The 25,176-nt window shown below is 63.5% G+C and carries 28 protein-coding genes and 1 tRNA gene; 17 read left to right on the top strand and 12 right to left on the bottom strand.

Annotated features, from left to right (window positions below):
- The 4 genes from WCJ41_RS13670 to WCJ41_RS13655 all read left to right on the top strand — a co-directional run.
- Positions 1–802 (top strand): VWA domain-containing protein (locus WCJ41_RS13670; RefSeq protein WP_336906388.1); only part of this gene is annotated, 802 nt, incomplete at its 5' end.
- A gap of 9 nt (positions 803–811) precedes the next feature.
- Complete coding sequence (locus tag WCJ41_RS13665; RefSeq protein WP_336906387.1) at positions 812–1,135, top strand: XdhC family protein; 324 nt, start codon at positions 812–814, stop codon at positions 1,133–1,135.
- Positions 1,132–1,800, top strand: coding sequence for an XdhC family protein (locus WCJ41_RS13660; protein ID WP_336906386.1), 669 nt, complete (start codon positions 1,132–1,134; stop codon positions 1,798–1,800). The genes WCJ41_RS13665 and WCJ41_RS13660 overlap by 4 nt, the downstream gene beginning before the upstream one ends.
- A gap of 1 nt (position 1,801) precedes the next feature.
- A complete protein-coding gene (locus tag WCJ41_RS13655; RefSeq protein WP_336906385.1) occupies positions 1,802–3,406 on the top strand; it encodes a molybdopterin-binding/glycosyltransferase family 2 protein in 1,605 nt (534 codons plus the stop codon).
- Between the two features lie 125 nt (positions 3,407–3,531).
- Here WCJ41_RS13655 and radC read toward each other — a convergent pair whose 3' ends face one another.
- A complete protein-coding gene (gene radC, locus WCJ41_RS13650) occupies positions 3,532–4,236 on the bottom strand; it encodes a DNA repair protein RadC (RefSeq protein WP_336906384.1) in 705 nt (234 codons plus the stop codon).
- A gap of 5 nt (positions 4,237–4,241) precedes the next feature.
- Entirely contained in the window at positions 4,242–5,060 is an 819-nt protein-coding gene (map, locus tag WCJ41_RS13645; protein WP_336906383.1) for a type I methionyl aminopeptidase, read from the bottom strand.
- 196 nt (positions 5,061–5,256) lie between these two features.
- On the opposite strand from map, the gene WCJ41_RS13640 reads away from it, so the two are divergent.
- The 4 genes from WCJ41_RS13640 (at position 5,257) to WCJ41_RS13625 (ending at position 9,497) form a co-directional block, all read left to right on the top strand.
- Positions 5,257–6,018, top strand: coding sequence for a competence/damage-inducible protein A (locus WCJ41_RS13640; protein ID WP_336906382.1), 762 nt, complete (start codon positions 5,257–5,259; stop codon positions 6,016–6,018).
- A gap of 58 nt (positions 6,019–6,076) precedes the next feature.
- A complete protein-coding gene (gene gpt, locus WCJ41_RS13635; protein ID WP_336906381.1) occupies positions 6,077–6,574 on the top strand; it encodes a xanthine phosphoribosyltransferase in 498 nt (165 codons plus the stop codon).
- The gene (locus WCJ41_RS13630) at positions 6,574–7,869 is read left to right on the top strand and encodes an aminotransferase class III-fold pyridoxal phosphate-dependent enzyme (RefSeq protein ID WP_336906380.1); all 1,296 of its coding nucleotides are present in this window, start codon (positions 6,574–6,576) and stop codon (positions 7,867–7,869) included. The genes gpt and WCJ41_RS13630 overlap by 1 nt, the downstream gene beginning before the upstream one ends.
- 227 nt (positions 7,870–8,096) lie before the next feature.
- Positions 8,097–9,497, top strand: a complete 1,401-nt coding sequence (locus tag WCJ41_RS13625) for an aminotransferase (RefSeq protein WP_336906379.1) — start codon at positions 8,097–8,099, stop codon at positions 9,495–9,497.
- Between the two features lie 80 nt (positions 9,498–9,577).
- Here WCJ41_RS13625 and WCJ41_RS13620 read toward each other — a convergent pair whose 3' ends face one another.
- Genes WCJ41_RS13620 through WCJ41_RS13605 form a run of 4 tightly spaced genes read right to left on the bottom strand, consistent with a single transcriptional unit; the run spans position 9,578 to position 12,071 of the window.
- Positions 9,578–10,096, bottom strand: a complete 519-nt coding sequence (locus WCJ41_RS13620; protein ID WP_336906378.1) for a CIA30 family protein — start codon at positions 10,094–10,096, stop codon at positions 9,578–9,580.
- Positions 10,097–10,142: 46 nt separating this feature from the next.
- Entirely contained in the window at positions 10,143–11,348 is a 1,206-nt protein-coding gene (locus WCJ41_RS13615; protein ID WP_336906377.1) for a crosslink repair DNA glycosylase YcaQ family protein, read from the bottom strand.
- Positions 11,348–11,773 (bottom strand): GNAT family N-acetyltransferase, encoded by a 426-nt coding sequence (locus WCJ41_RS13610; protein ID WP_336906376.1) that lies wholly within the window; start codon positions 11,771–11,773, stop codon positions 11,348–11,350. The genes WCJ41_RS13615 and WCJ41_RS13610 overlap by 1 nt, the downstream gene beginning before the upstream one ends.
- Positions 11,774–11,825: 52 nt before the next feature.
- Positions 11,826–12,071: a zinc-finger domain-containing protein gene (locus WCJ41_RS13605; RefSeq protein ID WP_336906375.1), complete on the bottom strand. Its 246-nt coding sequence runs from the start codon at positions 12,069–12,071 to the stop codon at positions 11,826–11,828.
- 51 nt (positions 12,072–12,122) lie between these two features.
- Between WCJ41_RS13605 and WCJ41_RS13600 the strand changes: the two genes are divergently transcribed.
- The gene (locus WCJ41_RS13600; RefSeq protein ID WP_336906374.1) at positions 12,123–12,866 is read left to right on the top strand and encodes an alpha/beta hydrolase; all 744 of its coding nucleotides are present in this window, start codon (positions 12,123–12,125) and stop codon (positions 12,864–12,866) included.
- 7 nt (positions 12,867–12,873) lie between these two features.
- On the opposite strand, the gene mgtA is transcribed toward WCJ41_RS13600, so the two are convergent.
- Positions 12,874–15,453, bottom strand: coding sequence for a magnesium-translocating P-type ATPase (gene mgtA, locus WCJ41_RS13595; RefSeq protein ID WP_336906373.1), 2,580 nt, complete (start codon positions 15,451–15,453; stop codon positions 12,874–12,876).
- A 61-nt stretch (positions 15,454–15,514) separates the two neighbouring features.
- Complete coding sequence (locus tag WCJ41_RS13590) at positions 15,515–16,312, bottom strand: enoyl-CoA hydratase (protein WP_336906372.1); 798 nt, start codon at positions 16,310–16,312, stop codon at positions 15,515–15,517.
- 103 nt (positions 16,313–16,415) lie between these two features.
- On the opposite strand from WCJ41_RS13590, the gene cysE reads away from it, so the two are divergent.
- From cysE to WCJ41_RS13575, 3 genes are read left to right on the top strand one after another with little or no spacing between them, the layout of a single operon-like run.
- Positions 16,416–17,243 (top strand): serine O-acetyltransferase, encoded by an 828-nt coding sequence (gene cysE, locus WCJ41_RS13585; RefSeq protein WP_336906371.1) that lies wholly within the window; start codon positions 16,416–16,418, stop codon positions 17,241–17,243.
- Positions 17,244–17,284: 41 nt separating this feature from the next.
- A complete protein-coding gene (locus tag WCJ41_RS13580) occupies positions 17,285–17,497 on the top strand; it encodes a DUF3126 family protein (protein ID WP_336906370.1) in 213 nt (70 codons plus the stop codon).
- 4 nt (positions 17,498–17,501) lie between these two features.
- The gene (locus WCJ41_RS13575) at positions 17,502–18,029 is read left to right on the top strand and encodes a gamma carbonic anhydrase family protein (protein WP_336906369.1); all 528 of its coding nucleotides are present in this window, start codon (positions 17,502–17,504) and stop codon (positions 18,027–18,029) included.
- Between the two features lie 18 nt (positions 18,030–18,047).
- On the opposite strand, the gene WCJ41_RS13570 is transcribed toward WCJ41_RS13575, so the two are convergent.
- Entirely contained in the window at positions 18,048–18,791 is a 744-nt protein-coding gene (locus WCJ41_RS13570; RefSeq protein WP_336906368.1) for a FadR/GntR family transcriptional regulator, read from the bottom strand.
- 258 nt (positions 18,792–19,049) lie between these two features.
- Between WCJ41_RS13570 and WCJ41_RS13565 the strand changes: the two genes are divergently transcribed.
- From WCJ41_RS13565 to WCJ41_RS13555, 3 genes are read left to right on the top strand one after another with little or no spacing between them, the layout of a single operon-like run.
- Positions 19,050–19,556 (top strand): molybdopterin-dependent oxidoreductase, encoded by a 507-nt coding sequence (locus tag WCJ41_RS13565; protein ID WP_336906367.1) that lies wholly within the window; start codon positions 19,050–19,052, stop codon positions 19,554–19,556.
- 6 nt (positions 19,557–19,562) lie between these two features.
- Complete coding sequence (locus WCJ41_RS13560; RefSeq protein WP_336906366.1) at positions 19,563–21,305, top strand: ATP-binding protein; 1,743 nt, start codon at positions 19,563–19,565, stop codon at positions 21,303–21,305.
- The gene (locus tag WCJ41_RS13555) at positions 21,302–21,922 is read left to right on the top strand and encodes a response regulator (protein WP_336906365.1); all 621 of its coding nucleotides are present in this window, start codon (positions 21,302–21,304) and stop codon (positions 21,920–21,922) included. The genes WCJ41_RS13560 and WCJ41_RS13555 overlap by 4 nt, the downstream gene beginning before the upstream one ends.
- Position 21,923: 1 nt before the next feature.
- Here the strand turns inward: WCJ41_RS13555 and WCJ41_RS13550 are convergent, their stop codons facing one another.
- Complete coding sequence (locus WCJ41_RS13550) at positions 21,924–22,349, bottom strand: hypothetical protein (RefSeq protein ID WP_336906364.1); 426 nt, start codon at positions 22,347–22,349, stop codon at positions 21,924–21,926.
- Between the two features lie 336 nt (positions 22,350–22,685).
- Complete coding sequence (locus tag WCJ41_RS13545; protein ID WP_336906363.1) at positions 22,686–23,372, bottom strand: transglutaminase-like cysteine peptidase; 687 nt, start codon at positions 23,370–23,372, stop codon at positions 22,686–22,688.
- 149 nt (positions 23,373–23,521) lie between these two features.
- Here WCJ41_RS13545 and WCJ41_RS13540 point away from each other — a divergent pair.
- Positions 23,522–23,606 (top strand) — tRNA-Leu (locus WCJ41_RS13540).
- Between the two features lie 57 nt (positions 23,607–23,663).
- Here WCJ41_RS13540 and WCJ41_RS13535 read toward each other — a convergent pair.
- A complete protein-coding gene (locus WCJ41_RS13535; protein WP_336906362.1) occupies positions 23,664–24,299 on the bottom strand; it encodes a hypothetical protein in 636 nt (211 codons plus the stop codon).
- 592 nt (positions 24,300–24,891) lie between these two features.
- On the opposite strand from WCJ41_RS13535, the gene WCJ41_RS13530 reads away from it, so the two are divergent.
- On the top strand, positions 24,892–25,017 hold the full coding sequence (locus WCJ41_RS13530) for a hypothetical protein (RefSeq protein WP_336906361.1): 126 nt from the start codon (positions 24,892–24,894) through the stop codon (positions 25,015–25,017).
- Positions 25,018–25,176: the final 159 nt, after the last annotated feature.

The following is a 25,176-nucleotide window of genomic DNA, read 5'->3' as shown; positions in this document are numbered from 1 at the left end:
CGACGAGGTTCTGCGGAAGAAGGACTTCGAGCAGATGACGGTGGCCGAGCAGGCCCAGGCGCGCCAGGCCATTGCCAGGCTCCGCATGCACCGCACCGAGATCATGACCAGGCGCTGGCAGCGCGCAGGCCAAGGCCCCGCCATCGACATGCGCCGCACGCTGAAGGGCTCGATGCGGGCGGGCGGGCACTTCATCGACCTCGAGCGCCGTGAGAAGAAGTGGCAGGAGCCGCCGCTGGTGGTGCTGTGCGACATTTCAGGATCGTGCTCCAACTATTCGCGCATGTTCCTGCACTTCCTGCATGCGCTGACCAATGACCGTGACCGGGTTCACGTGTTCCTGTTCGGCACCAGGCTCACCAATGTCACGCGCGAGTTGAAGCGGCGCGACATCGATGAGGCGATGGCGAAGGTGTCGAGTGCCGTGAAGGACTGGTCGGGCGGCACGCGCATCGGCACGACGCTGAAGGACTTCAACTACCACTGGGCGCGCCGCGTGCTGACGCAAGGCGCGCAGGTGATGATCATGACGGACGGCCTCGACCGCGAGGACACCGGCACGCTGGCCCATGAGATGCAGCGGCTCAGGCGGCAGACCAAGCACATCGTCTGGCTGAACCCGCTGCTGCGCTTCGACGGCTTTCAGGCGTTGGCGGGTGGCGTGAGGGCGATCATGCCTTTCGTTGACGAATTCCGCCCGGTGCATTCGCTCGACAGCCTGCGCGATCTGGCCGGCGCCCTTGCCGGGGCACCGGGGCCGGAGCATGATCCGAAGAAATGGCTGAGACAGGCCCAGAACTAGGAGGTCACCATGGCCGCATCCGATCACACAATACTCCAGCAGGCATCCGACTGGCTGAAGGCCGGCCGCAAGGTGGCGATCGCCACTGTGGTGGAGACCTGGGGCTCGGCCCCGCAACCCATCGGCAGCCAGCTGGTGATCGACGATGAGGGCAACTTCATCGGGTCCGTCTCCGGTGGCTGCGTGGAAGGTGCCGTGGTGACGGAAGCGGTCGATATCATCGCAAGCGGAAAGCCGAAGCTGCTGCAGTTTGGCGTTGCTGACGAGACTGCGTGGAAGGTGGGCCTCGCCTGCGGCGGCAAGATCGGCGTCTACGTGGAGCCGATCAATTGAAACGGGCAATCCTCGAACAGCTGCTCGCCGCTCGTGCCAACCGGCAGGCGGTGGCGCTCATTACCAATCTCGAGACGGGCGAACAACGCATCGTGCCGCGCAGCGCTGCCGCACAGGACTCGCTGGCGGAGAAGCTGGATGAGGCCTTCCGCTTCGACCAGTCGGGAAGCCATGACGGCCAGTTCATCAACATCCACAATCCGCCGCTGCGGCTCGTCATCATCGGTGCAGTGCACATCGCGCAGAGCGTGATCCCGATTGCTCAGGCGCTGGGCTATGACGTGGCGGTGATCGACCCGCGCGGGGCCTTCGCCACCGGCGCACGCTTCCCCGGTATTTCGCTTCATGCGGAATGGCCAGACGAGATCATCCCCAGGATCGGGCTCGACCCGCGTACCGCGCTGATCGCGTTGACACACGACCCGAAGATCGACGATCCGGCACTTGATGCGGCCCTGAAGTCTGACGTGTTCTATATCGGCGCGCTTGGCTCCAAGAAGACCCAGGCCTCGCGCGCCCAGCGCCTGAAGGATGCGGGCTTCACGGAGGAACAGGTGGCGCGCATCCATGGGCCTATCGGGCTCAACATTGGCGCCAAGGGTGCGCCCGAGATCGCCGTGTCGATCATGGGCGAGGTGACGCGCTGCCTGAGGCTGGGCGCTTAAGATGATCTTCGGAGAATTGCCGCTTGGCGATGCTGAGGGCGCGATCCTTGCGCATTCTGTGAAGCATGACGGCGGCATGTTCAAGAAGGGCCGGACGCTGACGGCGGATGATATCGGGCTGCTGAATGCGTCCGGCGTCGCCAGCGTCTTTGCCGCGAAGCTCGGTGCCGATGACGTTCCCGAGGACGAGGCCGCCGCGGCCGTGGCGAAGCGGGTTGGGGCCGAGGGAACGAAGGCGCAAGCGCCCTTCACCGGCCGCGCCAATCTTCATGCTGCATGCCACGGGCTCGCCATTGTCGATGTCGAGCGGGTGCGCATGTTGAACCGGCTGCATGAGAGCCTGACGCTCGCCACCGTGCAGCCCTTCGCCATCGTCGAGGAGCGCGAGATGGTGGCGACCGTGAAGGTGATCCCCTTTGCCGTGCCGCGCGACGTGCTGGAGAAGGCACTTGCTATCATAGGAAGCGAACCTCTGGTGCGCGTGGCTGCGTTTCGAGACAAGCGGGTTGGGCTCGTCATCACCCGCCTGCCGCAGACAAAGCCATCGATCATCGCCAAGTCGGAAGAGGCGATGCGGGAGCGGATTTCAGCACTGGGCGGCACGCTGGCCAGCGTGCGGGTCGTGGACCATGACATCACGCAGGTCACCGCGGCTATCACGGAAATGAACGTTCTCGCCTGCGACCCGATCCTGGTCTTCGGTGCATCGGCGATCACCGATCGGGGTGACGTCATCCCCATGGCGGTGACCAAGGCGGGGGGCAGGGTATTGCACCTCGGCATGCCGGTGGACCCCGGCAACCTGATGATGTTCGGCGCACTTGGCGAGGTGCCGGTGATCGGCGTTCCCTCCTGCGCGCGCAGCCCCAAGCTCAACGGCTTCGACTGGGTGCTGGCCCGCGTCATGGCGGAGGTGAAGGTGGCGCGGGAAGACATCATGGACATGGGGGCGGGTGGGCTTCTCGCCGAGATCCCGACGCGGCCGGCGCCGCGTGACGGAAAGCCCAAGCCGCAGCGGGCGCCGCGCGTGGCGGCCATCGTGCTGGCCGCGGGGCAATCCTCGCGCATGGGATCGAACAAGCTTCTGGCTGACGTGCAGGGCCAGCGGATGATCCGCCGCACAGTGGCGGCGATGCTTCAGGCGGCGGACCTCACCGTGGTGGTCACGGGACGCGATGCGGAGGAGATCGCAGCGGCGCTTCTCGGCCTCCCGGTATCACTCGTTCACAACGTACACTTCGCCGAGGGCCTCTCAACGTCGCTGCGTGCCGGGATCGAAGCGCTGCCGGCGGATACGGACGTGGCGGTGATCGCTTTGGGCGACATGCCTCTGGTCGGGCCTGAGGCGGTGCGGCGGCTGATCGCGGCCTATGGCCCGGCGGAGCATCGCTCGGTCTGCGTTCCGGTTTTCAAGGGCGAGCGGGGCAACCCGGTGCTGTGGGGACGGCAGCATTTCGAGACGCTGAAGGGCATGAGCGGTGACAGGGGTGCTCGCGTGCTGTTCGAACAGCTAAGCGACGAGATCGTCGATGTCGAGATGGCGGACGAGGCGGTGCTGCTGGACGCCGATACGCCGGAGGCGCTGGAGAAGCTGAGGCGTGGATAGGCTGTCACGCGACAGCCCCTCACACAGTCATCATGCCCGGGCTTGTCTCGAGCATCTTTTTGGTGGCGACAAAGAGGATCGTCGAGACAAGCCCGGCGATGATGAAGGGGTAGGCTAACGGATTCTCAAATCAGACCATTTGTCCGAAAACTGTAATGGCCCTTGCGGCCCACGATGACGTGGTCGTGGATTGCCAGCCCCAGTCTTTGCCCGGCATCTACGATCTTCTTGGTCATCTCGATATCGGCCAATGACGGCGTGGGATCGCCCGAAGGGTGGTTATGGACCAGCACGATGGCAGAGGCGCCCAGTTCCAGCGCACGCTTGATGACCTCGCGGGTGTAGACGGGCGTGTGGTCGACTGTGCCTTCTTGCTGCACCTCATCCGCCACCAGCTGGTTCTTCTTGTCGAGGAAGAGGATGCGGAACTGCTCATTGTCGCTGAAGGCCATGGCGGCGCGGACGTAATCGAGGATGGCGTTCCAGGTGCTGAGCACCGGGCGGTTCAGAACCTCGCCGCGCATGAGGCGCATGGCAGCGGCATGGACGATCTTGATCTCGGTGGCCACGGCCTCACCCACGCCGCGTACTTCCATCAGCCTTTCGGGCTCGGCGCTCAGCACCTCGGCGAAGGTACCGAATCGGGCCAGCAGCTGCTTGGCGATGGGCTTGGTGTCGCCACGCTTGATGGCGCGGAAGAGCACCATCTCGAGGAGTTCGTAATCCGGCAGGGCATCAGGGCCTGACTCGCGGAAGCGTTCCTTCAGCCGTTCTCGATGCCCCAGGAAATGAGGCAGCGGCTTGTTGCCCGCGTCCTCGAAACCGGGCACGCGGCTCAGACCTTGTAAGGCGGGTGGTCGAGGCCCTTGGGCGAGAGCGTGAAGATCTCCCCGCCCGTCTCGGTGACGGCCACCGTGTGCTCGAACTGGGCCGACAGCGAGCGGTCACGCGTGACGGCGGTCCAGCCGTCGCCGAGGATTTTCACGTGGGGCCGGCCTAAGTTGATCATCGGCTCGATGGTGAAGAACATGCCGGGCTTCAGCTCCACGCCTTCGCCCATGCGGCCGTAGTGCAGCACGTTCGGCTGATCGTGGAAGGTGCGGCCCAGGCCATGGCCGCAGAAATCGCGCACCACCGAGCAGCGCTCGGCCTCGGCATAGGTCTGGATGGCGTAGCCGATGTCGCCCAGGTGGGCGCCGGGCTTCACCATGGCGATGCCGCGCATCAGGCACTCATAGGTGACCTCGACGAGGCGTTCGGCCTTCCGGTTCACCTCGCCCACCATGTACATGCGCGAGCTGTCGCCATGCCAGCCATCGACGATCAGCGTCACGTCGATGTTGACGATGTCGCCGTCGCGCAGCGGCTTGTCGTTGGGGATGCCGTGGCAGACCACGTGGTTGATCGAGGTGCAGATCGACTTGGGGTAGCCCCGGTAGTTGTAGGGGGCGGGAATGGCATTGTGGGCCTTGGCGAAGTCGACGATAACCTGGTCCAGCTCGTCGGTGGTCACACCCGGCTTCACCATCGGCACCAGCAGGTCGAGGGCCTCGGCGGTCAGCCGTCCGGCTTTGCGCATGGCCTCGAATTCAGCGGGGGTGTGCAGCTTGATGCGGGTCGAGCGGGAGGGTGCTTCGTCTTCGGCGTAAGTCATTCGCGATAAATCCGGCCCGTCCGGGCAAAAGAGGTCAATCAGCCGAGTTTACAGGAACAGGGGGCAGCCTCAACTGCTGCTTTTCGCCACCTCGGGTGCAGATAATGGGCCTGCGACCCCTGCGCAAGGGCGAAGGCTGCCGCATTGACAGGCAAGGCCCAAGGCTGGCACAGCCAAGGTTGAACAGGGGCCCAGAATGACCAGCGCACAACCCACAGCCGCCGTCCTGCTGATCGGCGATGAAATCCTCTCCGGCCGCACCAAGGACAAGAATCTCGGCTTCATCGCCGACTACATGACCGCACTGGGCATCGACCTGCGTGAGGCCCGGCTGGTGCCGGACGTCGAGGAGGAGATCGTCGCGGCGCTGAACGCGCTGCGCAACCGATACACCTATGTGTTCACCACCGGTGGCATCGGCCCCACGCATGATGACATCACCGCGGATGCGGTTGCCCGGGCCTTCGGCGTGCCCTGCGAGCATGATCCGCGCGCCGTCGAGATCCTGCTTGCCTATTTCAAGGAGGCAGGCCGCGAGCCAAACGAGGCGCGCATGCGCATGGCGAGGGTTCCCAAGGGCGCCTCGCTGATCGACAATCCCGTGTCCCGGGCGCCGGGGTTCCAGATGGGCAATGTGTTTGTGATGGCCGGTGTGCCGAAGATCATGAATTCGATGATGGAGGACGTCGCCAGGCGGCTTACGCGCGGTGTTCCCATGGTGTCGCGCCAGGTCGAGTTCCGGGGCGGCGAAGGCGATGCGGCACAGCCGTTGGGGCAGATCCAGAGGCTTTTCCCCAGCGTGGTGATCGGCTCCTACCCTTTCCAGGCGCCGGACGGCTTCGCCACCAACCTCGTGATGCGCTCGCGTGACGCCGCAGCGCTGGAAGAGGCCTATCAGGCCGTGTGCCGCATGGCCCAGGCATTGACCTCGGAAGGCAAGGCGCGCGGCTGGTCGTGACCGTTGCGCCCGCCTCTCCGGGCGGGCATAAATTTGAGCAGAACAGAGGGCAGGGACCATGGACGAGAAGTGGCAGAAGAGTTTCCCCGTATCGTGGGACCAGTTCCATCGTGATGCGCGCGCACTCGCCTGGCGGCTGTCGGCGGCGGGGCCCTTCCATGCGGTGGTGGCAGTAACGCGCGGCGGACTCGTTCCTGCGGCGGTGGTGGCCCGCGAGCTCGGTATCCGGGTGGTGGAGTCGGTCTGCGTCGCCTCCTACGAGTATGACAAGCAGGGCGAGATCCAGGTGCTGAAACCCATCACCGACTCCATTGCGAAGAAGGACGGCGGCAAGGGCGTGCTGATCGTCGACGACCTCGTTGACACCGGCGCCACCGCGCGCGTGGTGCGCGAGATGCTTCCAAAAGCGCATTTCGCCACCGTCTATGCGAAGCCCGCCGGACGTCCGCTGGTCGACACCTTCATCACCGAGGTCAGCCAAGACACATGGATCTACCTGCCGTGGGACATGCACCTCACCTTCGCGCCGCCTATCGGCGACAAGGCGACAGCCTGATGCCCGCGCCCGACGTCGAGACGGCACTTGCCGAGGCCAGCAACAGCTTCGCAGCCAAGCGGCCTAGGACCCGCGCCATGCATGTGCGCGCAGCCAACGTGATGCCGGGCGGCAACACCCGCACGGTGCTGTTCACGGCACCTTTCCCGCTGCGGGTGGAAAGGGCCGAGGGGGCGACCATCACCGACATCGATGGCCTTAGCTATCTTGATCTTCTCGGGGAATACTCCGCCGGCATCTATGGCCACTCGCACCCTCGCATCATCGCGGCGGCGAAGGCGGCACTCGACAATGGCCTGAACTATGGCGCCCACCACGAGGGTGAGGTGAAGCTCGCCGAGGTGGTGACGAAGCGCTTCAACATGGACCTCGTGCGCTTCACCAATTCGGGCACCGAGGCCAACATGATGGCGCTGGCTGCCGCGCGCTGCTTCACGGGCCGATCAAAGATCATGCCCATGGACGGCGGCTATCATGGCGGCACGCTGTATTACAGCCACGGCGCCTCGCCGGTGAATGCGCCCTTCGACTGCGTGATGGGGCAGTTCAACGATGTCGAGGCGACGCGGAAGCTGATTGCCGCCAATGCCGATGAGCTTGCTGCGGTGATCCTCGAACCCATGCTCGGTGGTGGCGGCGGCATTTCGGCGAGCCATGAGTTTCTCGCCATGCTGCGCGAAGAGACGGCAAAGCTTGGCATCGTGCTGATCTTCGACGAGGTGATGACCTCGCGTCTGCACCCCGGCGGCCTCTCGGCCAAGGTTGGCATCGAGCCTGATCTGAAGACGCTGGGCAAGTATGTGGGCGGCGGCATGAGCTTCGGCGCCTTCGGCGGCCGGGCAGACATCATGGGGCTGTTCGACCCGAACAGCCCCACGGCACTGCCGCATGCGGGCACCTTCAACAACAACACGCTGACCATGAACGTGGGCCACGTGGCGATGACCGAGGTCTACACGCCAGAAGCCTGCGCCGCGTTGAACGCTCGCGGCGATCGCCTGCGCGACACGCTCAACGACCTGTTCATGCGCTACCAGGTGAAGATGAAGGCCATGGGGCAGGGCTCGATGGTGGTCATCCACCCCACTGCGGGCGAGATCAATTCGCCACACGACATTGAAGACACCGACAAGCGACTGCGGCAGCTCCTGTTTCTCGACCTCATGGAACAGGGCATCTACATCGCCGAGCGCGGCTTCATGGCACTCTCGCTGGTGGTGACGGACGCCGACTGCGACCGGCTCGTGAAGGCCGTCGAGGGTTACATCACGCGGCGGCGCGAACTGCTGGTCTGATCTGCCCCGCCTTTTACTCATCATGGCCGGGCTTGACCCGGCCATCTTCTTCGGTGGCAGCGGAAAAGGATACGCGGGTCGGGCCCGCGCATGACGGTGTGGGGGCTGGGGCCCGCGCACGCCCCACCCACAACGAAAAGTCACAAGCGGGGTGATTTTCCATCGCTGGCCAAATGCGCCGAATTGTGATATTGAACGGTTATTCAACTTGAAGGGGAGAACTCATCTTGCTGCACCAGGCTGGCAACCGTTTCAACGCTCAGGAACTCTGGCAACAGGACCATGACCATGTCCTGCACCCTTATCAGCATTTCGACAGCTTCAAGAAGGAAGGCTCGCTCGTCCTCGTGGAGGGTGATGGCTGCTACGTGACGGACGCCAACGGGCGCCGCTATCTCGATGGCATCGGCGGCATGTGGTGCGTCAATGCCGGCTATGGCCGCAAGGAAATTGCCGAGACCATGGCAGAGCAGGCGCTGCAGCTGTGCTACACGAATTTCTTCGTCGACGTGACCAATGCTCCGGCCGCGCGACTTGCCGCGAAGCTCGCGGAACTGGCGCCCGGCACACTCAACCATGTGGCCTATGCCACCTCCGGCTCCTGTGCGGTCGACACCGCCATCCGCATGGCGCACTTCTACCAGTCGCGCCGTGGGCAGCCGACGCGCCGCTACGTGATCTCGCGCAAGAACTCCTACCACGGCTCGACCTACCTCGGCATGACGGTGGGCATGCGTGATGGCGACCAGTCGGAGCATTTCAAATACATCCCCGACCTCGTCCATCACCTCTCAGCGCCCTATCCCTATCGCCGGCCGGAGGACATGAGCCTCGAGGCCTTCAGCGATTTCCTGGTCGACGAATTCGCCGCCAAGATTGAAGAACTGGGTGCGGAAAACATCGCCTGCTTCATCGCCGAGCCCGCGCAGGCTTCAGGCGGCGTCTGCATTCCGCCGCCCAACTACCTGCCGCGCATGCGCGAGCTGTGCACCAAGCACGGCATCCTGTTCATCGCCGACGAGATCGTGACTGCCTTCGGGCGGCTGGGGCACTTCTTCGCCTCGGAAGCCGAGTTCGGCTTCATCCCGGACATGATCCTCTGTGCCAAGGGACTGACCTCGGGCTATATCCCGCTGTCCGCCGTGATCTTCTCGGATGAGGTTCACGAAGGCATTTCGGCGACTGACCCGGACGTGTGGTTCACCCATGGCTATACATACTCGGGCCATCCGGTGGCCTGCGCCGTGGCGCTCAAGAACATTGAGATCATCGAGCGCGAAGACCTGTGCGGCAATGCCGCCCGGGTGGGCGACTATCTCGAGAAGCGGCTGGGCGAATTGCGCGACTTCGACATCGTGGGCGACGTGCGCGGCCGCAGGCTGATGATGTGCGTGGAATACGTGAAGGACAAGAAGACGCGCGAGCGGCTGCCCGACAGCTGCAACATCTCGAAGCGCATCTCCAACGCCTGCGAGGCCGACGGCCTGCTGGTGCGGCCCATCGGCCATCTCGACGTGCTCTCGCCGCCGCTCACCATCACGAAGGAGCAGGTGGATTTCGTGGTCGATACGCTGAAGCGCGCCATCCTCAAGGCCACGGCCGAGTTGAAGGCCGAAGGCGTGATCTGAGAATAGTCCGAGCGGGCCGAAAGGGCCGCCCGTGATTGGGGAGAGATAGCCGGTGGCCGCGAGGCCCCGGCTTCTTTCGTTCAGTAGAGGCGGATGCCGCCAATCGCGACATCGGCCGAGAACACCCGGCCAATCGCCACGATGCCGAGCCTGCGCAGCAGGTGCAGGTTCAGCGCTATCTCGGTGCGGTGAGGCGCGAAGCTGGAGAAGGGGAACATGATCTCCTGCCAAACGGGCCTGGCCATGAAGCTCGCGCGGTAGGACTGCCAGGGGCGCGACAGCTCCGAGGTCCTGAGGTGCAGGCCGTAGTCCTCATCGTTGCCCAGAACGTCGATGGCAATGCCTGAGAACCTTGCTGCGTCGAGGGTTGCGCCGTTTGGCGCCAGATCGACCGCGATCTGGATGAAGCCGCCATTGTTCTCGAGGCTGACGTCGCCTTCCATCCGGATGGCAGGACGCCCCGCGAGCACGGTGCGCGTCATGCGCCCCGCCGATACGCCGCCCATGACCGCGTCAGACAACATCTGCCACTGCGTGCCGGCGGTCGTCTCCGGAAAGGGTCGTGTCAGATCGTCGATTATGCCGGGTGCAGAAGTCATCAAATCATCCATCAGGTGAGGAGAGGTCTTACGCCTGACCAGCGTCCTACCGAAGCGCGTTCCGCAGTGAGCGGGCAAGATTGCCTGAGGGGCCTGCCGCGACATCGCCGAGTCCAAGCCAGCCTGCCATCAACTGCAGTTCCCCCGCGAGCGCTGCCGCCGTCTCGGCCGGGTCGGCATGGGCCTCATGGTGGCTGGCGTTGGCGCGCAGCACGCCGGACTGCCGGTCGGCCTTCAGGCAGACCCTGCCCACGATCCTGTCGTGGTGAAGGAGGGGGAGCACATAATAGCCAAATTGCCGTTTTGGAGCAGGGGTATAGATCTCTATTCTATAGTGAAATGCGAAGAGCCGTTCAGCGCGTGAACGCGCCCACACCATCGGGTCGAAGGGTGAGAGCAACGCGGTGCCACCCGCCTTTCGGGGGATTTTGGCATCGTGGTGGAGATAGGCCTGCTGCTTCCAGCCCTCGATCGTGACGGGGATCAGCACGCCGTCCGCGACGAGTTCGGCCAGTGCCGCCCTGGTCTCCTGAATGGGCAGGCGGAAATAGTCGCGGAGGTCGATCTCGGTGCCCACGCCATGGGCGCGGGCTGACAGATCCAGCAGCTGGCGGATGGCGTCCTTCTCGGACGGCGCCGGCAGGGCCAGCACATCTGCCGGGATGACGCGCTCCGGGATGTCATAGAGCCGCTCGAAGCCGTTCCGTGACGCGGTGGTGACGAGGCCCTGATCGAACAGCGTCTCGAGTGCCAGCTTGCCCTTGGACCAGCCCCACCAGCCGCCCTCGGCCTTGCCGCCGCCCGGTACCTCGCCTGCGACCGTGGGACCGTTGCGGGTGACGAAATCGAGCACCTGTTTCACATAGCTGCGCTCGTCCTTCCCGAACTGGTCCATCGACTTGTAGGTGCCGTTGCCGGCGCGCGCACGCGCCATGCGCCAGCGCATGAGCGGGTGAAGCTCCATGGGCAAAAGGCTCGCCTCATGCGCCCAGCACTCGAACATGGTACGCTTCTTCTGGCCGAAGGCACGCTCATCCAGCGTTTGCTGGCTGTAGGCGCCGAGGCGGGAATAGAGCGGCAGGTAATGCGAGCGGGCGACCACGTTGACGCTGTCGATCTGCAGCAGGTTCAGGCGGCGCACCATTGAGGCCATGTGGGCCCAGGTGACCTTTTTCGTGCGGTCGGTGAAGGAAAACCCCTGCGCGGCGAGCGCCACGCGGCGGGCCTGGGCGATGGAGAGTGAGCCTGCCATCACAGTTTCTTTTCGAGCGTCAGATGGATTTCACCATAACCCTGTCGGGCATAGAAGGCCCGGGCCCGCTCATTGGCTGCCAGCACGCCAAGTCGCAGCCAGCTTTGGCCCGCCGCGCGTGCCACTGCCTCGCAGGCGTCGAGGAGGGCGCTGCCCACACCCTTGCTGCGGCTGGAGGCCAAGACTCCGAGGTCATCCACATGGGCATAGGTGTAGGGGATCTCGTCTTTCTCATCCTCGGTGGAGACGCGGGTGATGAGTGATGCGTAGCCGACGAGTCCGTCCGCTCCGTCGGCGACGAGGATGCGACCGCGGCCTTCGCCTGTCTCTTGCTTCAGGCGCTCGACGTACCAGAGCCCCATGGCCTCCGGCGGGCGGGACCTGTCGTTGATCTGGTATTCGTGAGATTGCAGGTCGCGCAACACGGCGAGGACGCCATCTTCGTCCCCGTCGCGGAAGTCGCGGATGGTCAGGCGATCACGCAGCCTGGTCGTGCCAGTGGGCGTTGGGGGGCACGGATTCGGTCGAACCCAGTTTCGGGTTGTGCTTGTAGAGGGTCGAGCAATAGGGGCAGACCGCCTCGGTATCAGCGCCCATGTCGATGAAGATGTGCGGATGATCGAAGGGCGGCAGCGCCCCGATGCACATGAATTCCCTGGCACCCACCTCGATTGCCGGAAGGCCCATCTGGTTCTGGAAATGAGGAGTTGCGCCCGCTGCCATGTCGTCCTCGAAATGCTTGTTTCGAGGGCGGATTAGCATATTCTTTGGCCCATGCACACATTCAATTCGGACGGCGTCGAGATCGCCTACCAGACGGCTGGCGATGGCCCCCCGATCCTGCTCATCCACGGCTTTGCCTCAAATGCCCGGGTCAACTGGTGGGACACCGGCTGGGTGAAGACCCTGACCGACGCCGGACGCCGCGTCATCACCTTCGATCACCGGGGGCATGGCGCGAGCGAGAAGCTCTACGTTTCGTCCCTCTATCCGGCTGCCGAGATGGCGGAGGACGCGCGCCGGCTTCTCGACCACATGGGGATCGGGCAGGCGGACGTGATGGGCTATTCGATGGGGGCCCGCGTCTCGGCCTTCCTCACCATCGCCCACCCCGACCGGGTGCGTCGCGCGGTCTTTGCGGGGCTGGCATCGCGCATGATCACGGGGGTTGGCGGGGCGGAGGCGATTGCCCTGGCGCTGGAGGCGCCCTCACGCAGTGACGTGACTGACATGGGCGCGCGCGCCTTTCGCATGTTTGCCGAGCAGACGAAGAGCGACCTGAAGGCGCTGGCCGCCTGCATCCGCTCCTCGCGCGAGAAGATCACGGTGGAGGAACTGGCGAGGATCCGCGTTCCGGTGCTGGTGGTGGCGGGCGACAAGGATGACGTGGCGGGCGACGTCGATACGCTGGTGAAGGCCATTCCCGGTGCCACGGGCGTCATGCTCGCGAACCGCAACCACATGAATGCGGTGGGTGACCGGGGCTACAAGGACGCGGTGCTGGCGTTTCTCGCCTGACGGCCGGTCAGACTCCGTAGCGCCGGATGAACCATGACTTCACGATCTGGGTGAGCACCGCATAGCCAAGGCCCATGGCCAGCAGGATGGGCCAGTAGAGGGCAGGCAGCGGCTGGAAGCCCAGCGTCTTGCCGAGGGGAGTGGCTGGGATGATCATCCCGATGCAGACGATAGCAAGCGTTGCGAGGATCAGCTGGTTGCTGGCGCGACTTTCGAAGAACGGAATGCGCGCCGTGCGGATGATGTGGATGATCAGCGTCTGGGTGACGATGGATTCGACGAACCAGCCGGCCTGGAACAGCCCGGGCTGGGTCCAGGCGTTGAACACGTAGAGCATCACGAAAAAGGTGACGTAGTCGAAGATCGAGCTGATCGGCCCGATCATCAGCACGAAGCGGGTGAGGTTGCTCAGGTCCCAGCGCCGCGGTGCCGTCAGGTATTCGGCATCGACATTGTCGGTCGGGATGGCGGTCTGCGACAGGTCATAGAGCAGGTTGTTGGTCAGCACCTGGATCGGCAGCATGGGTAGGAAGGGCAGGAACAGGCTTGCGCCCAGCACGCTGAACATGTTGCCGAAGTTCGAGCTGGCGCCCATCTTGATGTACTTGATGATGTTGCCGAACACCTTGCGGCCCTCGATGGCGCCGTCGCGCAGCACCGTGAGGCTCTTCTCCAGCAGGATGATGTCGGCGGACTCCTTGGCGATGTCGACGGCGGTATCGACCGAGATGCCCACATCCGCCGCCTTCAGCGCAGGACCGTCATTGATGCCATCGCCAAGGAAACCGACGACGTGCCCGCAGCGGCGCAGCGCATCGATGACGGCGGATTTCTGGTCGGGTGCAAGCTTCGCAAAAACCGCATGCTTCTCCACCGCCACATCGAGCGCGGCTGGCAGCATTGCCGCAATGTCGCTCCCGAGCAGGATGTTCTCGGCATCGACGCCGACCTGCTTGCAGACAGCGCGGGTGACGAGGTCATTGTCGCCAGTGAGGATCTTCACCGCGACGCCCGCGGCGCGGAGCTGCGCGATGGCATCGCGCGCGGTGTCCTTGGGCGGGTCGAGGAAGGCGGCATAGCCCAGCAGGGTGAGGCCTGTTTCGGCCGTCTCGTCATAGACGGGCAGGGGCGCTGCCAGCTCCTTGCAGGCGATGGCAAGCACGCGGAAGCCCTCACTGTTGAGCTTGGCCATCTCGCGCTGGGCATCCTCGAGGTGCTGCAGGTCCAGCTGGCCTGTTTCATCATCGATGCGGTAGTTGGTGCAGACTGCCAGGACCTCCTCGACCGCACCCTTGGTGATCAGCAGCAACCCGCCCTCAGGCGTGCGCAGCACAACCGACATGCGCCGCCGCTCGAAGTCGAAGGGGATCTCGTCAACCTTGCTGAAGGCCGCGATGTGGCCCACGTGCTCGGGCTTGCGCACATGCAAGAGGATAGCTTCGTCCATCAGGTTCTGCAGGCCCGACTGGTGGAAACTGTTGAGATAGGCGTATTCGAGCACGCGGTCGCTCTCCTCGCCCTCGAAGTCGAGATGGTATTGCAGGATCACCTTGTTCTGGGTGAGCGTCCCGGTCTTGTCGGTACACAGCACATCCATCGCGCCGAAGTTCTGGATGGAGCTCAGACGCTTTACGATCACGCGCTTGGCCGACATGGCGATGGCGCCCTTGGCGAGGTTCACCGTCACGATCATCGGCAGCATTTCCGGCGTGAGCCCGACGGCCACGGCAAGGGCGAAGAGCAGGGCTTCGAGCCAGTTCCCCTTGGTGAGGCCGTTGATCAGCAGCACCGCAGGCACCATGACCGCGATGAAGGTGATCATCAGGCGCGTGAAGGATGCGATGCCGCGGTCAAAGTTCGTCTGCTGCGGCTGGTTGCGCGTGATCTTGTCTGCCAACCCACCAAAGAAGGTCCGCCGTCCGGTGCGCAGGACGACGCCGGTCGCAGCCCCGCTGACGACGCTGCTGCCCATGTAGCAGATGTTGGGCAAGGCCAGCGGATCGACGTCAGACGCGGCGGGCGGGGCATCCGACTTGTCGACTGGCAGGGATTCGCCAGTGAGCGAGGATTGGTTCACATGCAGCGTCTTGGCGGCGAGAATGCGCAGGTCTGCCGGGATCAGGTTGCCGGCGGAGAGTTTCACGATGTCGCCCGGAACCAGATCGGCGATGTCGATCTCGGTCCAGTCGCTGCTGCCGCTCGCGTCGCGGCGAAGCACTGCGGTGCGGGTCTTGACCATGGCCCGCAGCTTTTCGGCTGCCTTGCCGGAGCGGTGTTCCTGCAGGAAGGCAAGCCCGACGCTCAGCACCACCATGGCGAAGATGACGACGGCGGCGCGCAGGTCGCCTGTTGCATAGGAGACACCTGCGAGGAACAGCAGCAGCCCGTTGAGCGGGTTCTTCAGCCTGTCATAGAGTTCTCGCAACACGCTTGACTGCGCCTGCTGGGCGATGAGGTTGGGCCCCAGGGCCACGAGTCTTGCTGCGGCTTCAGCCCCGGTCAGGCCATCAGCGGATGTGCCCAGCTCGGCAAGCAGCGCCGCGATGGGCTGTTGCGCCTGCAGGATGATGGGCTGGTTATCGCTCAACTGAAATCCACGCGCTTCGCGTTTCCTTCCAAATCAGCTAGCCGCCTTGCGCGGAGGGGCGTCACGCCCCCTTGAATTTCGGTTTGCGCTTTTCCGCGAAGGCTTTACGGCCTTCAATATAGTCTTCGCTGTCGAAGCAGCGGGCCGCGAGCCAGCCGATTTCGGCGTCGTCGAGGTGGCCGGGCCTCGCGGTGATGTAATTGATGGCGTGCTTGGCGTGGGTGATGCTCAGTGGCGCGCCCTGGGCGATGTCGTTGCAGATCGCGTCGGTTTCGCCGTCGATGTCGGCGGCCACGCGGTCGATGAGGCCGATGCGCATGGCCTCATCCGCCTTGATGCGGCGGCCGGTGAAGATCAGCTCCTTGGCGGTGGAGGGGCCGATGGCGGCGGTGAGGTCACGCAACCCGTCGAGCGGATAGGCGAGGCCGAGGCGGGCCGGCGGCAGTGCGAAGCTGGCCGTTGAGTCAGCAATCCGCATGTCGCAGGCCAGCGCAATGGCAAGGCCGCCGCCGATGCAGTAGCCCTGGATGCGGGCGATGACCGGCGTCGAGGCATTGCGGATGGCGGCGAAGGCCATGCCGTTCAACCGGTCATAGCGGGCGGCGGCGAAGGCGTCGTTGCGGGCGTCATCGAACTCCGAGATATCCGCCCCGGCGGCGAAAGCTTCCGCACCCGCGCCGCGGATGACGATCGCTCGCACATCAGCGTGCTCATCAAGGTATTTCATCAATGGCGGGATCGCCGCCCACATTTCGGCATTGAGGGCATTGCGCCGTTCCGTCCGGTTCAGGACGATCCAACCCGTTGAACGGATTATGAAAGCGTCGATCAGGGGGGTGGGGGAGATCAGCGGTGTCATGCATTAAGGCTAGGCCCAACGCGGGCCCTTCACAATGCGCTGAAGGGATACCCATCCATGCGCCAATGCGATATATTGTTGTCCCAGTTCAGGAGTTCAGAAGATGCGTCAGGCCGCCAAGACCCAGTCCGTCGAGAAACTCGACCCCGTCTGGAGCCGCATCCGGGAGGAGGCCGAGGACATCGCCCGCAAGGAGCCAGCCCTCGGCGGCTTCATCTTCTCGCTCATCCTCAACCATGATTCCTTCGAGGAGGCGCTGGCCCATCGCCTTGCCCAGCGGCTGGGCAATGCCGACATCGGCGCCGACCTGATCGTCCATGCCTTCCGCGACGCCATCGAGGCTGAGCCCGAGATCGGCCACGCGGCCCGCGCCGACATCATCGCCACCTTCGACCGCGACCCGGCCTGCGACCGGTATATCGACCCCTTGCTCTACTTCAAGGGCTACCAGGCCATCCAGACGCAGCGCATGGCGCATGCGCTGTGGAACCTCGGCCGCAAGGACTTCGCCTACTACCTGCAGAGCCGCCTGTCTGTGCTGACGTCGATAGACATCCACCCGGCGGCACGCATCGGCAAGGGCATCATGGTCGACCACGGCCATGACATCGTCATCGGCGAGACCTGCGTCATCGAGGACAATGTCTCGATCATGCAGGGCGTGACGCTGGGCGGCACCGGCAAGGAGGCGGGTGACCGCCACCCGAAGATCCGCCACGGCGTGCTGGTGGGCGCTGGCGCCAAGATCCTTGGCAACATCGAGATCGGGCACTGCTCCCGCGTGGCGGCCTGCTCGGTGGTGCTGCACGACGTGCCGGCCAATACCACGGTGGCGGGGGTGCCTGCCAAGGTGGTGGGCTATGCCGGTTGCACCGAACCCTCCCGCGCCATGGACCACAATGTGGAGCAGGTTGCGGCTCGCGAGGATTAGGGCTATTCGGGCGGCATTCCCCTTGATCCGGAGAGGCCGCCTTGAAACCCGATGAAATCGCCAAGCTGACGAAGTTCTTCCGCGCCAAGTTCGAGATGCCGTCGATGAGCGTGAAGAAGCGGCCGCAGAAGGACGACTCTGCCGAGGTCTATATCGGCGAGGAATTCATCGGCGTGATCTTCCGCGACGAGGAGGACGGCGAGCTTTCCTACAACTTCTCCATGGCCATCCTCGACTTCGACCTCGAGGACTGATCCCGTGACGGCCTATGCGCTGGACAACGTGGTGCCGGAACTGCCGGAGGAGGGCCAGTACTGGATTGCACCCTCGGCGTCCGTCATAGGCAAGGTGAAGCTCGAACGCTTCGCCTCGGTGTGGTTCGACGCGGTGATCCGCGGCGACAATGAGCTCATCACCATCGGCGAGAATTCCAACGTACAGGATGGCGCGGTGATGCACACCGACCCCGGCCTGCCGCTCACCGTGGGCAAGGGCTGCACGATCGGCCATAAGGCAATCCTGCACGGCTGCACCATTGGCGACAACACGCTCATCGGCATGGGGGCGGTCATCCTCAACCGCGCGAAGATCGGGCGGAACTGCCTCATCGGCGCCAATGCGCTGATCACCGAAGGCAAGGAGATCCCCGATAATTCGCTGGTCATGGGCCAGCCGGGCAAGATCGTCGGCGAACTGAACGCCGAGGCCATCGCGAGGCTGGCGAAGTCGGCCGAGACCTATGTGCGCAACTGGCAGCGCTTCGCAAAGGGCCTGAAGGCCATCTGACGCGGCACCGGCGTCAGGTCATTCCGCCGTCGCCCGCAACGTCTCATCCGTATCATCGAGAAGTGCCGTGACGGCCTTTCGTGCCGCCTCGGGCGATTTCGCAGCGATGGCCTTCACCACTTCGGCGTGGAGCGGCAGCATCTGTTCAGGATGGGCGGCATGGCTCGTCGTGTAGGCGAACATGCTGGCCAACGCCTGTTCAATGACGATGCCGAACGGCACCAGCAACTCGTTGTTGGCTGCGGCAAGCAGGGCGAGGTGAAATCGAACATCGGCCTCGACCATGGCCTCTGAATCCGCTTCGGCGGCCTCCATGCCAGCGAGGGCTGCCTCAAGCTCTGCGAGTTGTTCGGGTGAGCGGCGGGCGGCGGCCAGCACGGCGGCGCCTGGTTCGAGGATGCGGCGAATTTCCTGCAGCGAGAGGAGGAAGGTGCGCTCATCCAGTGCGGCACGGTGCCAGGCCATCACATCGCGGTCGAGCAGGTTCCAGCGATCACGCGGTTCGACGCGCGAGCCGATCTTGGGGCGGGAGACGAGCAGGCCCTTGCCGTTCAGCGTCTTGATCGCCTCGCGTACCGCGGTGCGCGAGGCGCCAAACATCAGGCCCCATTCGGCCTCGTTGGGCAGCAGTGAGCCAGGTGGATAGGTGCCGTCGAGGATGCGCCGCCCGATGCCGGCGGCGAGTTCGGAATGAACACGGCTGCCCGGCTTCCGCCTCGGCCCCCGAACCGGCTTTATCCGGCGTTGACCCGCCTGAACCATTCAGACCCGTTCCTTCCGACTTTTGTCCTACAAATCTATCGTTGGGCGGGTGTTTTGGCAATGCTGCCGCCGCGCATTGGCCACGACGGACAGGACTGGATGGGGCCTGTTTCTGAAAGGCTGCATCGGATACGTAATTATGCTTATTGTGATCTGTAATGCATTTCAGTAATCGATTGGCATCTTTGCTTACGTATAAGTGTCTGAAACACTGTAAAATTTTACGAAATACATGGTATGGCCTGCAAGGAGATAGACATGAGGCTCGTAGTTGCCGCTGCGGCGGTCGTAATTCAACTGCTGGTAGTCGGAACGGCCGGTGCATGCACACTGCCGCAGCCCAAGGGTGACGTGATCCTGTCCATCGACGGCATGATCAACGATTGCAACGAAGGCCTCGAGGTGCATCTGGACCGGGCCATGATCGATGCCCTTCCGCTCAAGCAAATCAAGACAGAGAACCCCTGGGACCATGGTCTCACGACCTATGAAGGCGTGTTGCTGCGCGACCTCATGAAATATGTGAAGGCAGACGGCAAGACAGCTACGTTCACCGCGCTCAATGATTACCGCTCGGACCTGCCGCTGGCCGACGTGGAGAAGTACGACGTGATCCTCGCCTTCAAGCGAGACGGCGCCGACCTTTCCGTGCGTGAAAAGGGACCGTTCTTCGTGGTGTTCCCGTTCACGGACGTTCCGGAGCTTGCGACCGAGGCGCGCTATGCGCAGTCCGTCTGGCAGGTCAACCGGATCTCCGTGAAGTAGCCAGTCTTGGCCGACCCGCAACCAGCCCTCCCGCCCCGCAGCAGCCGCTTCAATCGCTGGACGATCGCCCTCGTCCTGACAATGGCGGTGCTGGTCGCGGTGGCGGCGATGCTTGGCGTCTTCGGCTACAGCGACCTCCTCGACCTTGAAAAGCCGCAGGAAGATGCTGGCTGGACCATCTTCCAGATGGGTTTCGAACATCAGCGGCTGCAACTGGCGACCGAAGAGGGTGAAAGCGAGGCGCAGCTCCGGCTGCGTGGCGATCTCTATTTGAGCCGTGTCATCTTGCTGCGCGACGCGCCGATGCTCGAGCCGTTGCGCGAAGCGATGAATGATCAGGCCCTGCTCAATCTCTTCGCATCAGCCCAGCATACCGACCAGCTGATCGACAAGGCCACCACGCCGGAGGGCAGGCAGAAGCTGGTCGACGAACTGCGCGCAGATGCCAAGCCGGTGCGCGAGTTGATGATGGACATGTCCAACCTCAACCGCAAGCTCCAGAACGAGGGGCGCACCCGCCGGACACAGTCGTTGCTGTTCTATCTGGCCGCCCTTGAGGCGTTGATGCTGGCGCTGCTCGGTCTCGGCATCCTCGTGCTCCGCACCACCGCGAAACTCAAGGACGCCAACCAGTCGGTGGCCGAGAAGCTCGAGACGCAGGATGCCATCCTCCGCTCGGTGGATGACGTGATCATTGGTTTGTGCCCCTGCGGCGAGGTGCTCTATTCCAACCCGCGTGCGGTGGAATTGCTCGGACCCAGCGCCCGGGCGGGAGGCGAACTCGCGGCTTCAGGCGAGGGCGCAACACCGCTTGCCGCGGAGGTAAGGGCCTTCGTCGAGTCCCAGCCGCTGCCCGACAAGTCGCTCTCCTTCGCCAGCCGCAAGTCGAGCGTGAACATGGTTGATGGACAGCATCACTTCCTAATGCGGAAATACCGTGAACTCTCGAGGAAGAGCCGACATTGCTCTGAAACCACCGTGATCGTGACGATTGCCGACGTGACGGCAGTCGAGGATGCCAACCAGAAGCGCGACGAATATGATGCGCGTATCGGAGAGATGAGCAGGCTTCTCGCCTATGCCGCGATCTCGGGCGGCATCGTGCACGAGATCAGCCAGCCGCTCGCCGCCATCCGCAACTACGTCTATGCGCTGAAGGTGTCGCTGAACCTCCGTCCCGACACCGAGGAACAGCGCAGCGTGGCCGATCATCTCGGCGTCGAGGTGGACCGTGCGATCGAGGTCGTGCGCAATGTGCGCCGGATGGGGCCGCAGGACCCGCATGACCCCGGCTTGTGTGATATCCGAGAGGCCATCGACCATTCCATCCGCCTCGTCACGCTGGGCCGCAATCCGCCGCCCACCATTACCATCGACCAGCGTCAGGACGAGGTGTGGGTGAAGGGGTCGCTGCCGCTGATCGGCCAGGTGATCGTCAACCTTCTCAAGAACGCCCTCAGCGCCTCGGCTGCTGCCGGTCGTCCCGGCGCCGCGGTCACTGTCTTGGCTGAGGACGGCTTTGCCCGGATCGAGGTGGCCGACTTCGGCAGCGGTGTCTCGGAGGATGCGGCCAAAACCATATTTACCCCGTTCTCAAAATCCGCCCGTGGCGGCATGGGGCTGGGGCTTGCCATTTGCCAACGTATCGCGTCTACATTGGGCGGATCGTTGTCATGGAAAAACAGTGAATCTGGCGGCGCCATCTTCACCTTTACCGTTCCACTCGATGAGGAAGATACAAAGCAATGACCGGCAAGACCATCATGATCGTGGACGACGACCGCGGGTTTGCGCAATCGCTTGCCAACATGCTCGGCGCATCGGGTTATCGAACCTGTGTCAGCTATGACCCGGCCAGTGCCCTGTCGCAGTCTCGCAGCCATCAGGTGGACTGTGCGCTGATCGACTATAATCTTGGCGCCACGCTCGGCACGACGCTGATCACCCGCCTGAAGGAGGAGGGGCATGTCTTCCCGATGATCATGCTGACCGGCTATGGCGACGTCCGCACGGCCACGCAGGCCATGAAGCTCGGCGCTGCCGACTTCGTCGAGAAGCCCTATGAACCTGCAGAATTGCTGGCCTCGATCGAGGGCGCCATCAACAAGGCGCGCGACAGTTCTCAGGTGACCGATGGCATCCGCGAGGCGCGCCGCATGTTGCGCATGCTGACCGAGCGCGAGAGCGAGATCGTCGATGCGATCGTGGCGGGAAGCTCGTCGAAGCAGATTGCCGAAGCCCTCTGCGTCAGCCAGCGCACGGTGGAAGCGCACCGCGCAAACGTGCTGCAGAAGCTGGGGATTTCAAACACAGCCTCGCTGGTTCGCCTTGCGGTTCTGGCGGGTCTTGGGCCGCCGCATGGCTAAATCAGCAATCGATTGCTAAATTGATAAAAGAAGCGTCGAGACTGCCGATGAAGGCGAGCGAGGCGACGGTGCGGCGCGTGTCACGCTCCATGTTGCGCGCACCCTGAAGCGAGCAGGTCTTCACCATCTCAGGAGCGTCATCGATCATGCCGCGCAGGCTGCTGCAGAGTTCGCGGCCGAGGCTCATGCCCTTGCTGCCGGTCTGCTGCATGGCCTTGAGCAGGGTGCCGCGCACCAGCACGAAGCGGCGGAGCGCCTCGACTTCCGTCAGAAGCTGCATGCGCACCATCACGTCTTCAGCCTGGGCGTATTTGGCCATCAGCTTGGCGACCTCGGCGACAGCATTCGCGACACCGATCTGCGGGTCCTTGGTGGAGGCTTCGAAGACGGAGGCGCTGGTGCTGACTTGTTGGGTTATGGTGTCCAAAGCTGTGACTCCTGTTTGCCGTAAAGACACAATGGTAAGGTGCAATTTGTTGGGAGGGCATGCGGAAAGCCCGCACGGCGATCAGTAGAAATGCGCCATTTTGCATATATTTTCAGTGCGGGAGGTGCTATGAAAAATTCATTATATCAATTGGTTAGTTTGTTATCCCGGGGGCCTGGCCGCAATTGGGGGTGGTCGCTTGGGTCCAATGTGGCGCTGACTGCCTGGTCAATCATGGGTGGAGCCGGCACAGGGTGGGGCTGTGCCGGCTCCCGCAGTCCCGGTCTGGTGGGGATATCGTGGGGACGACGACCGGGTGCGTAAAGGAATCACGTTCTACCGGGCGGAGCGCACCGCCACGTTGCCCTCCTGGCCCTTGGGATCGCGGATGAGCGCCATCCAGTCTCGCGGGTCGCGCTGCGACTGGCGCTTGAGGAAGGTGTAGTCGCTGTCAGACCAGCGGCGGACGCCGTCGCGGCGGTTGTCGAGGATGAAGTCGCCCTCGCTGGTGACCAGCGTCAGCATGGCATGGCCTTCCTGTTTGTCATCCAGTGCCACGGTCAGCAGCAGCGCGGCACGCGGCAGGCCGAGCGCCTCGAGCCAGCGCTGCTTCAGCAGGGCGTAATCCTCGCAGTCGCCGCGCTGGCCTGGATAGTCCCAGTGCTCGGGCTCGCCATAGATTTCCTCGTCGCTGGCGGGCTTCACCTCGGCATTGACATAGGCGTTGACCCTGGTGACCAGCTCCCACTGCCGGGCGGTCAGATGCGGGCGCACGACACCTGAAACGCGCGCCGCGCAGGCAACCGGGTGGCGGCCGCAGAATTTTACGAAGCCAACCGGCGGAAGCGTCCTGCCATAGGTGGGGGCAGCACGGGCAGGGCTATCACGCAGGGCCTCGGTGTCATTCTTGGCGGCTCCGGCGGGCCCCGCGAAGCCGATCAGCAACACCGCGAGCGTGGCGGCAATCTTGGTCTTCATCATGGTCCCCATGGGCTTGTCCATGATGTGCAGATTATGGGCCAAGCCTTTGAGATCACGTTCAGACCGGCACTCAAATGCAGCCAGGCGAAGTAGCAAATCATTCACCAACCGGGCTGGGTTTTCAGCCGCCCGAAAGGGGTTGATTAATGGGTATCGCCCTGTTAGACACCGCGCCACCAACGATGTGGCGTGCGGCCATGGCGGAATTGGTAGACGCACTAGCTTGAGGTGCTAGCGGGTAACACCGTGGAGGTTCGAGTCCTCTTGGCCGCACCATCGTTCCCCTTCAGGAATGCATGGCTCTCCCAACTCCCCGCGCGTGGCGCAGTTGGCCTAGTAGAGTTGTGTCGGCATGGCGCCGCCGGTTTTCTTCACGCAGTAATACTTCTTCTTGCCATCGGCAGTCGTGTGCCACTTTGGCGTGCTGGCACCGGTGCACAGGCGGCCGGGCTTTGTTGCGGTAGCCTTCTGCACCTTGGCGGGCTTTGATGGTTTGGCCGCTGCTGTGGATTTTGTCGTCGCGCGCTTCTGGGGCGGAGGCGCCAGCGTCGCCACTTTCGCCTCAACCGGCGGCTGAGGTGGCGCGACCTGCGTTGCGGTGGTTGTGTCCTCCGTTTTCAAAGGGGCTTCACCCGCAAGAGGGATCGTGGTCTCCGGTGCCACGGGCGCCCGGGCCACGGGCAGTTTGATTTCGCTCGTTGGTGAACCCGCCGGCGCCCATGCCGGCACGATCCGCGTTGTGGCGTCGCTGAGCGCATCGGCGTGCGTCGCATCGAAGCGCGCAATGGCTTCAACGACCTGCGGGTTGCTGGCAGCATCCTTGGGCGTCACCGTAAGCGTTCCCTGGTTTGTATCTTTCTCGATCACCACGGCGCATTGCACCTTGGCGGCCTCTGTCATCATCTGGCTGTGCTCGACCGGGCTCACGCAATGGGCGCCCATCAGCATCACGACTTCCACAAGTCTCATCTGCTGCTGCTCCTTGTTCGCTGGTAGGTGCATGAACAGCAGAAAAGGGGCCTGAGCATGGTGCGGATGCGGTGAGAATCGGGCCCGTGCCGCCACATTTCGCAGGCCATCAGATGGTGCGGGCGGTGGGAGTAGACAACTCAGGACCCATAATGCCAGCAATGCCTATGTCTATTGCATTCTAGGACAGTCTTGGGTACTGAGATTGGGTACTGTAACGCTCTCTGGCGTTGCGCTGGATGAGGTAACCCAATGGCAAAGACACCCGAACACCTACGGCTACACGGTAACCTCTGGCGCTATGACCGCTACGTCCCGCAAGAGCTTCGCCCGTACATGCCAGAGGGTCATCGCGGCACCCGTCACAGGGTCCAGCTAAAGACACCAGACCTGTCCATCGCCCTCAGGCTTCGCCCCAAGCTGGACGCTAGGTTCGCCCGACCTCCGTACTGATGTCGTTCGCATCGGTGACTTCGAAACGAGTGTCACAGTTGCAGAAGGAATGCGCCGGGGCATGACGAGTGCAGAGTGGACCTCTCTCACTGGACTAACTCCATGCTATCCCCAACTTGCAACCTCATAGGAGATCACCATGTCGCTCACCTTCTTCGGCCTCATCATTGAGATCACCAGCAGCCACATCTACCTCAAGGGCTTCGGGCTGGAATGCCTGTGGGATCGCACAGGACAGGTAGGGTCCAGCTTCAATCGCTGCTGACCTAGCGAGGACTACACAGGACTGAACATGGTGGCGGGGGTGGCTATTTGCCGTCTCCGCTACCTGTCATTTTCGACCTAGTTGTGGGGGCATCTCAAACTGGTTGGGGATGTCCCGAACTCTGTTGAAATTGCCAAGGCTGGCGTCGCTGGTTAAAAG

It is taken from the genome of Aestuariivirga sp., assembly GCF_037139295.1.
In the GTDB taxonomy this organism is placed as follows: domain Bacteria; phylum Pseudomonadota; class Alphaproteobacteria; order Rhizobiales; family Aestuariivirgaceae; genus Aestuariivirga.
The sequence above is the reverse complement of the archived record's forward strand: the minus strand, read 5'-3'. Positions and strand labels throughout refer to the sequence as shown.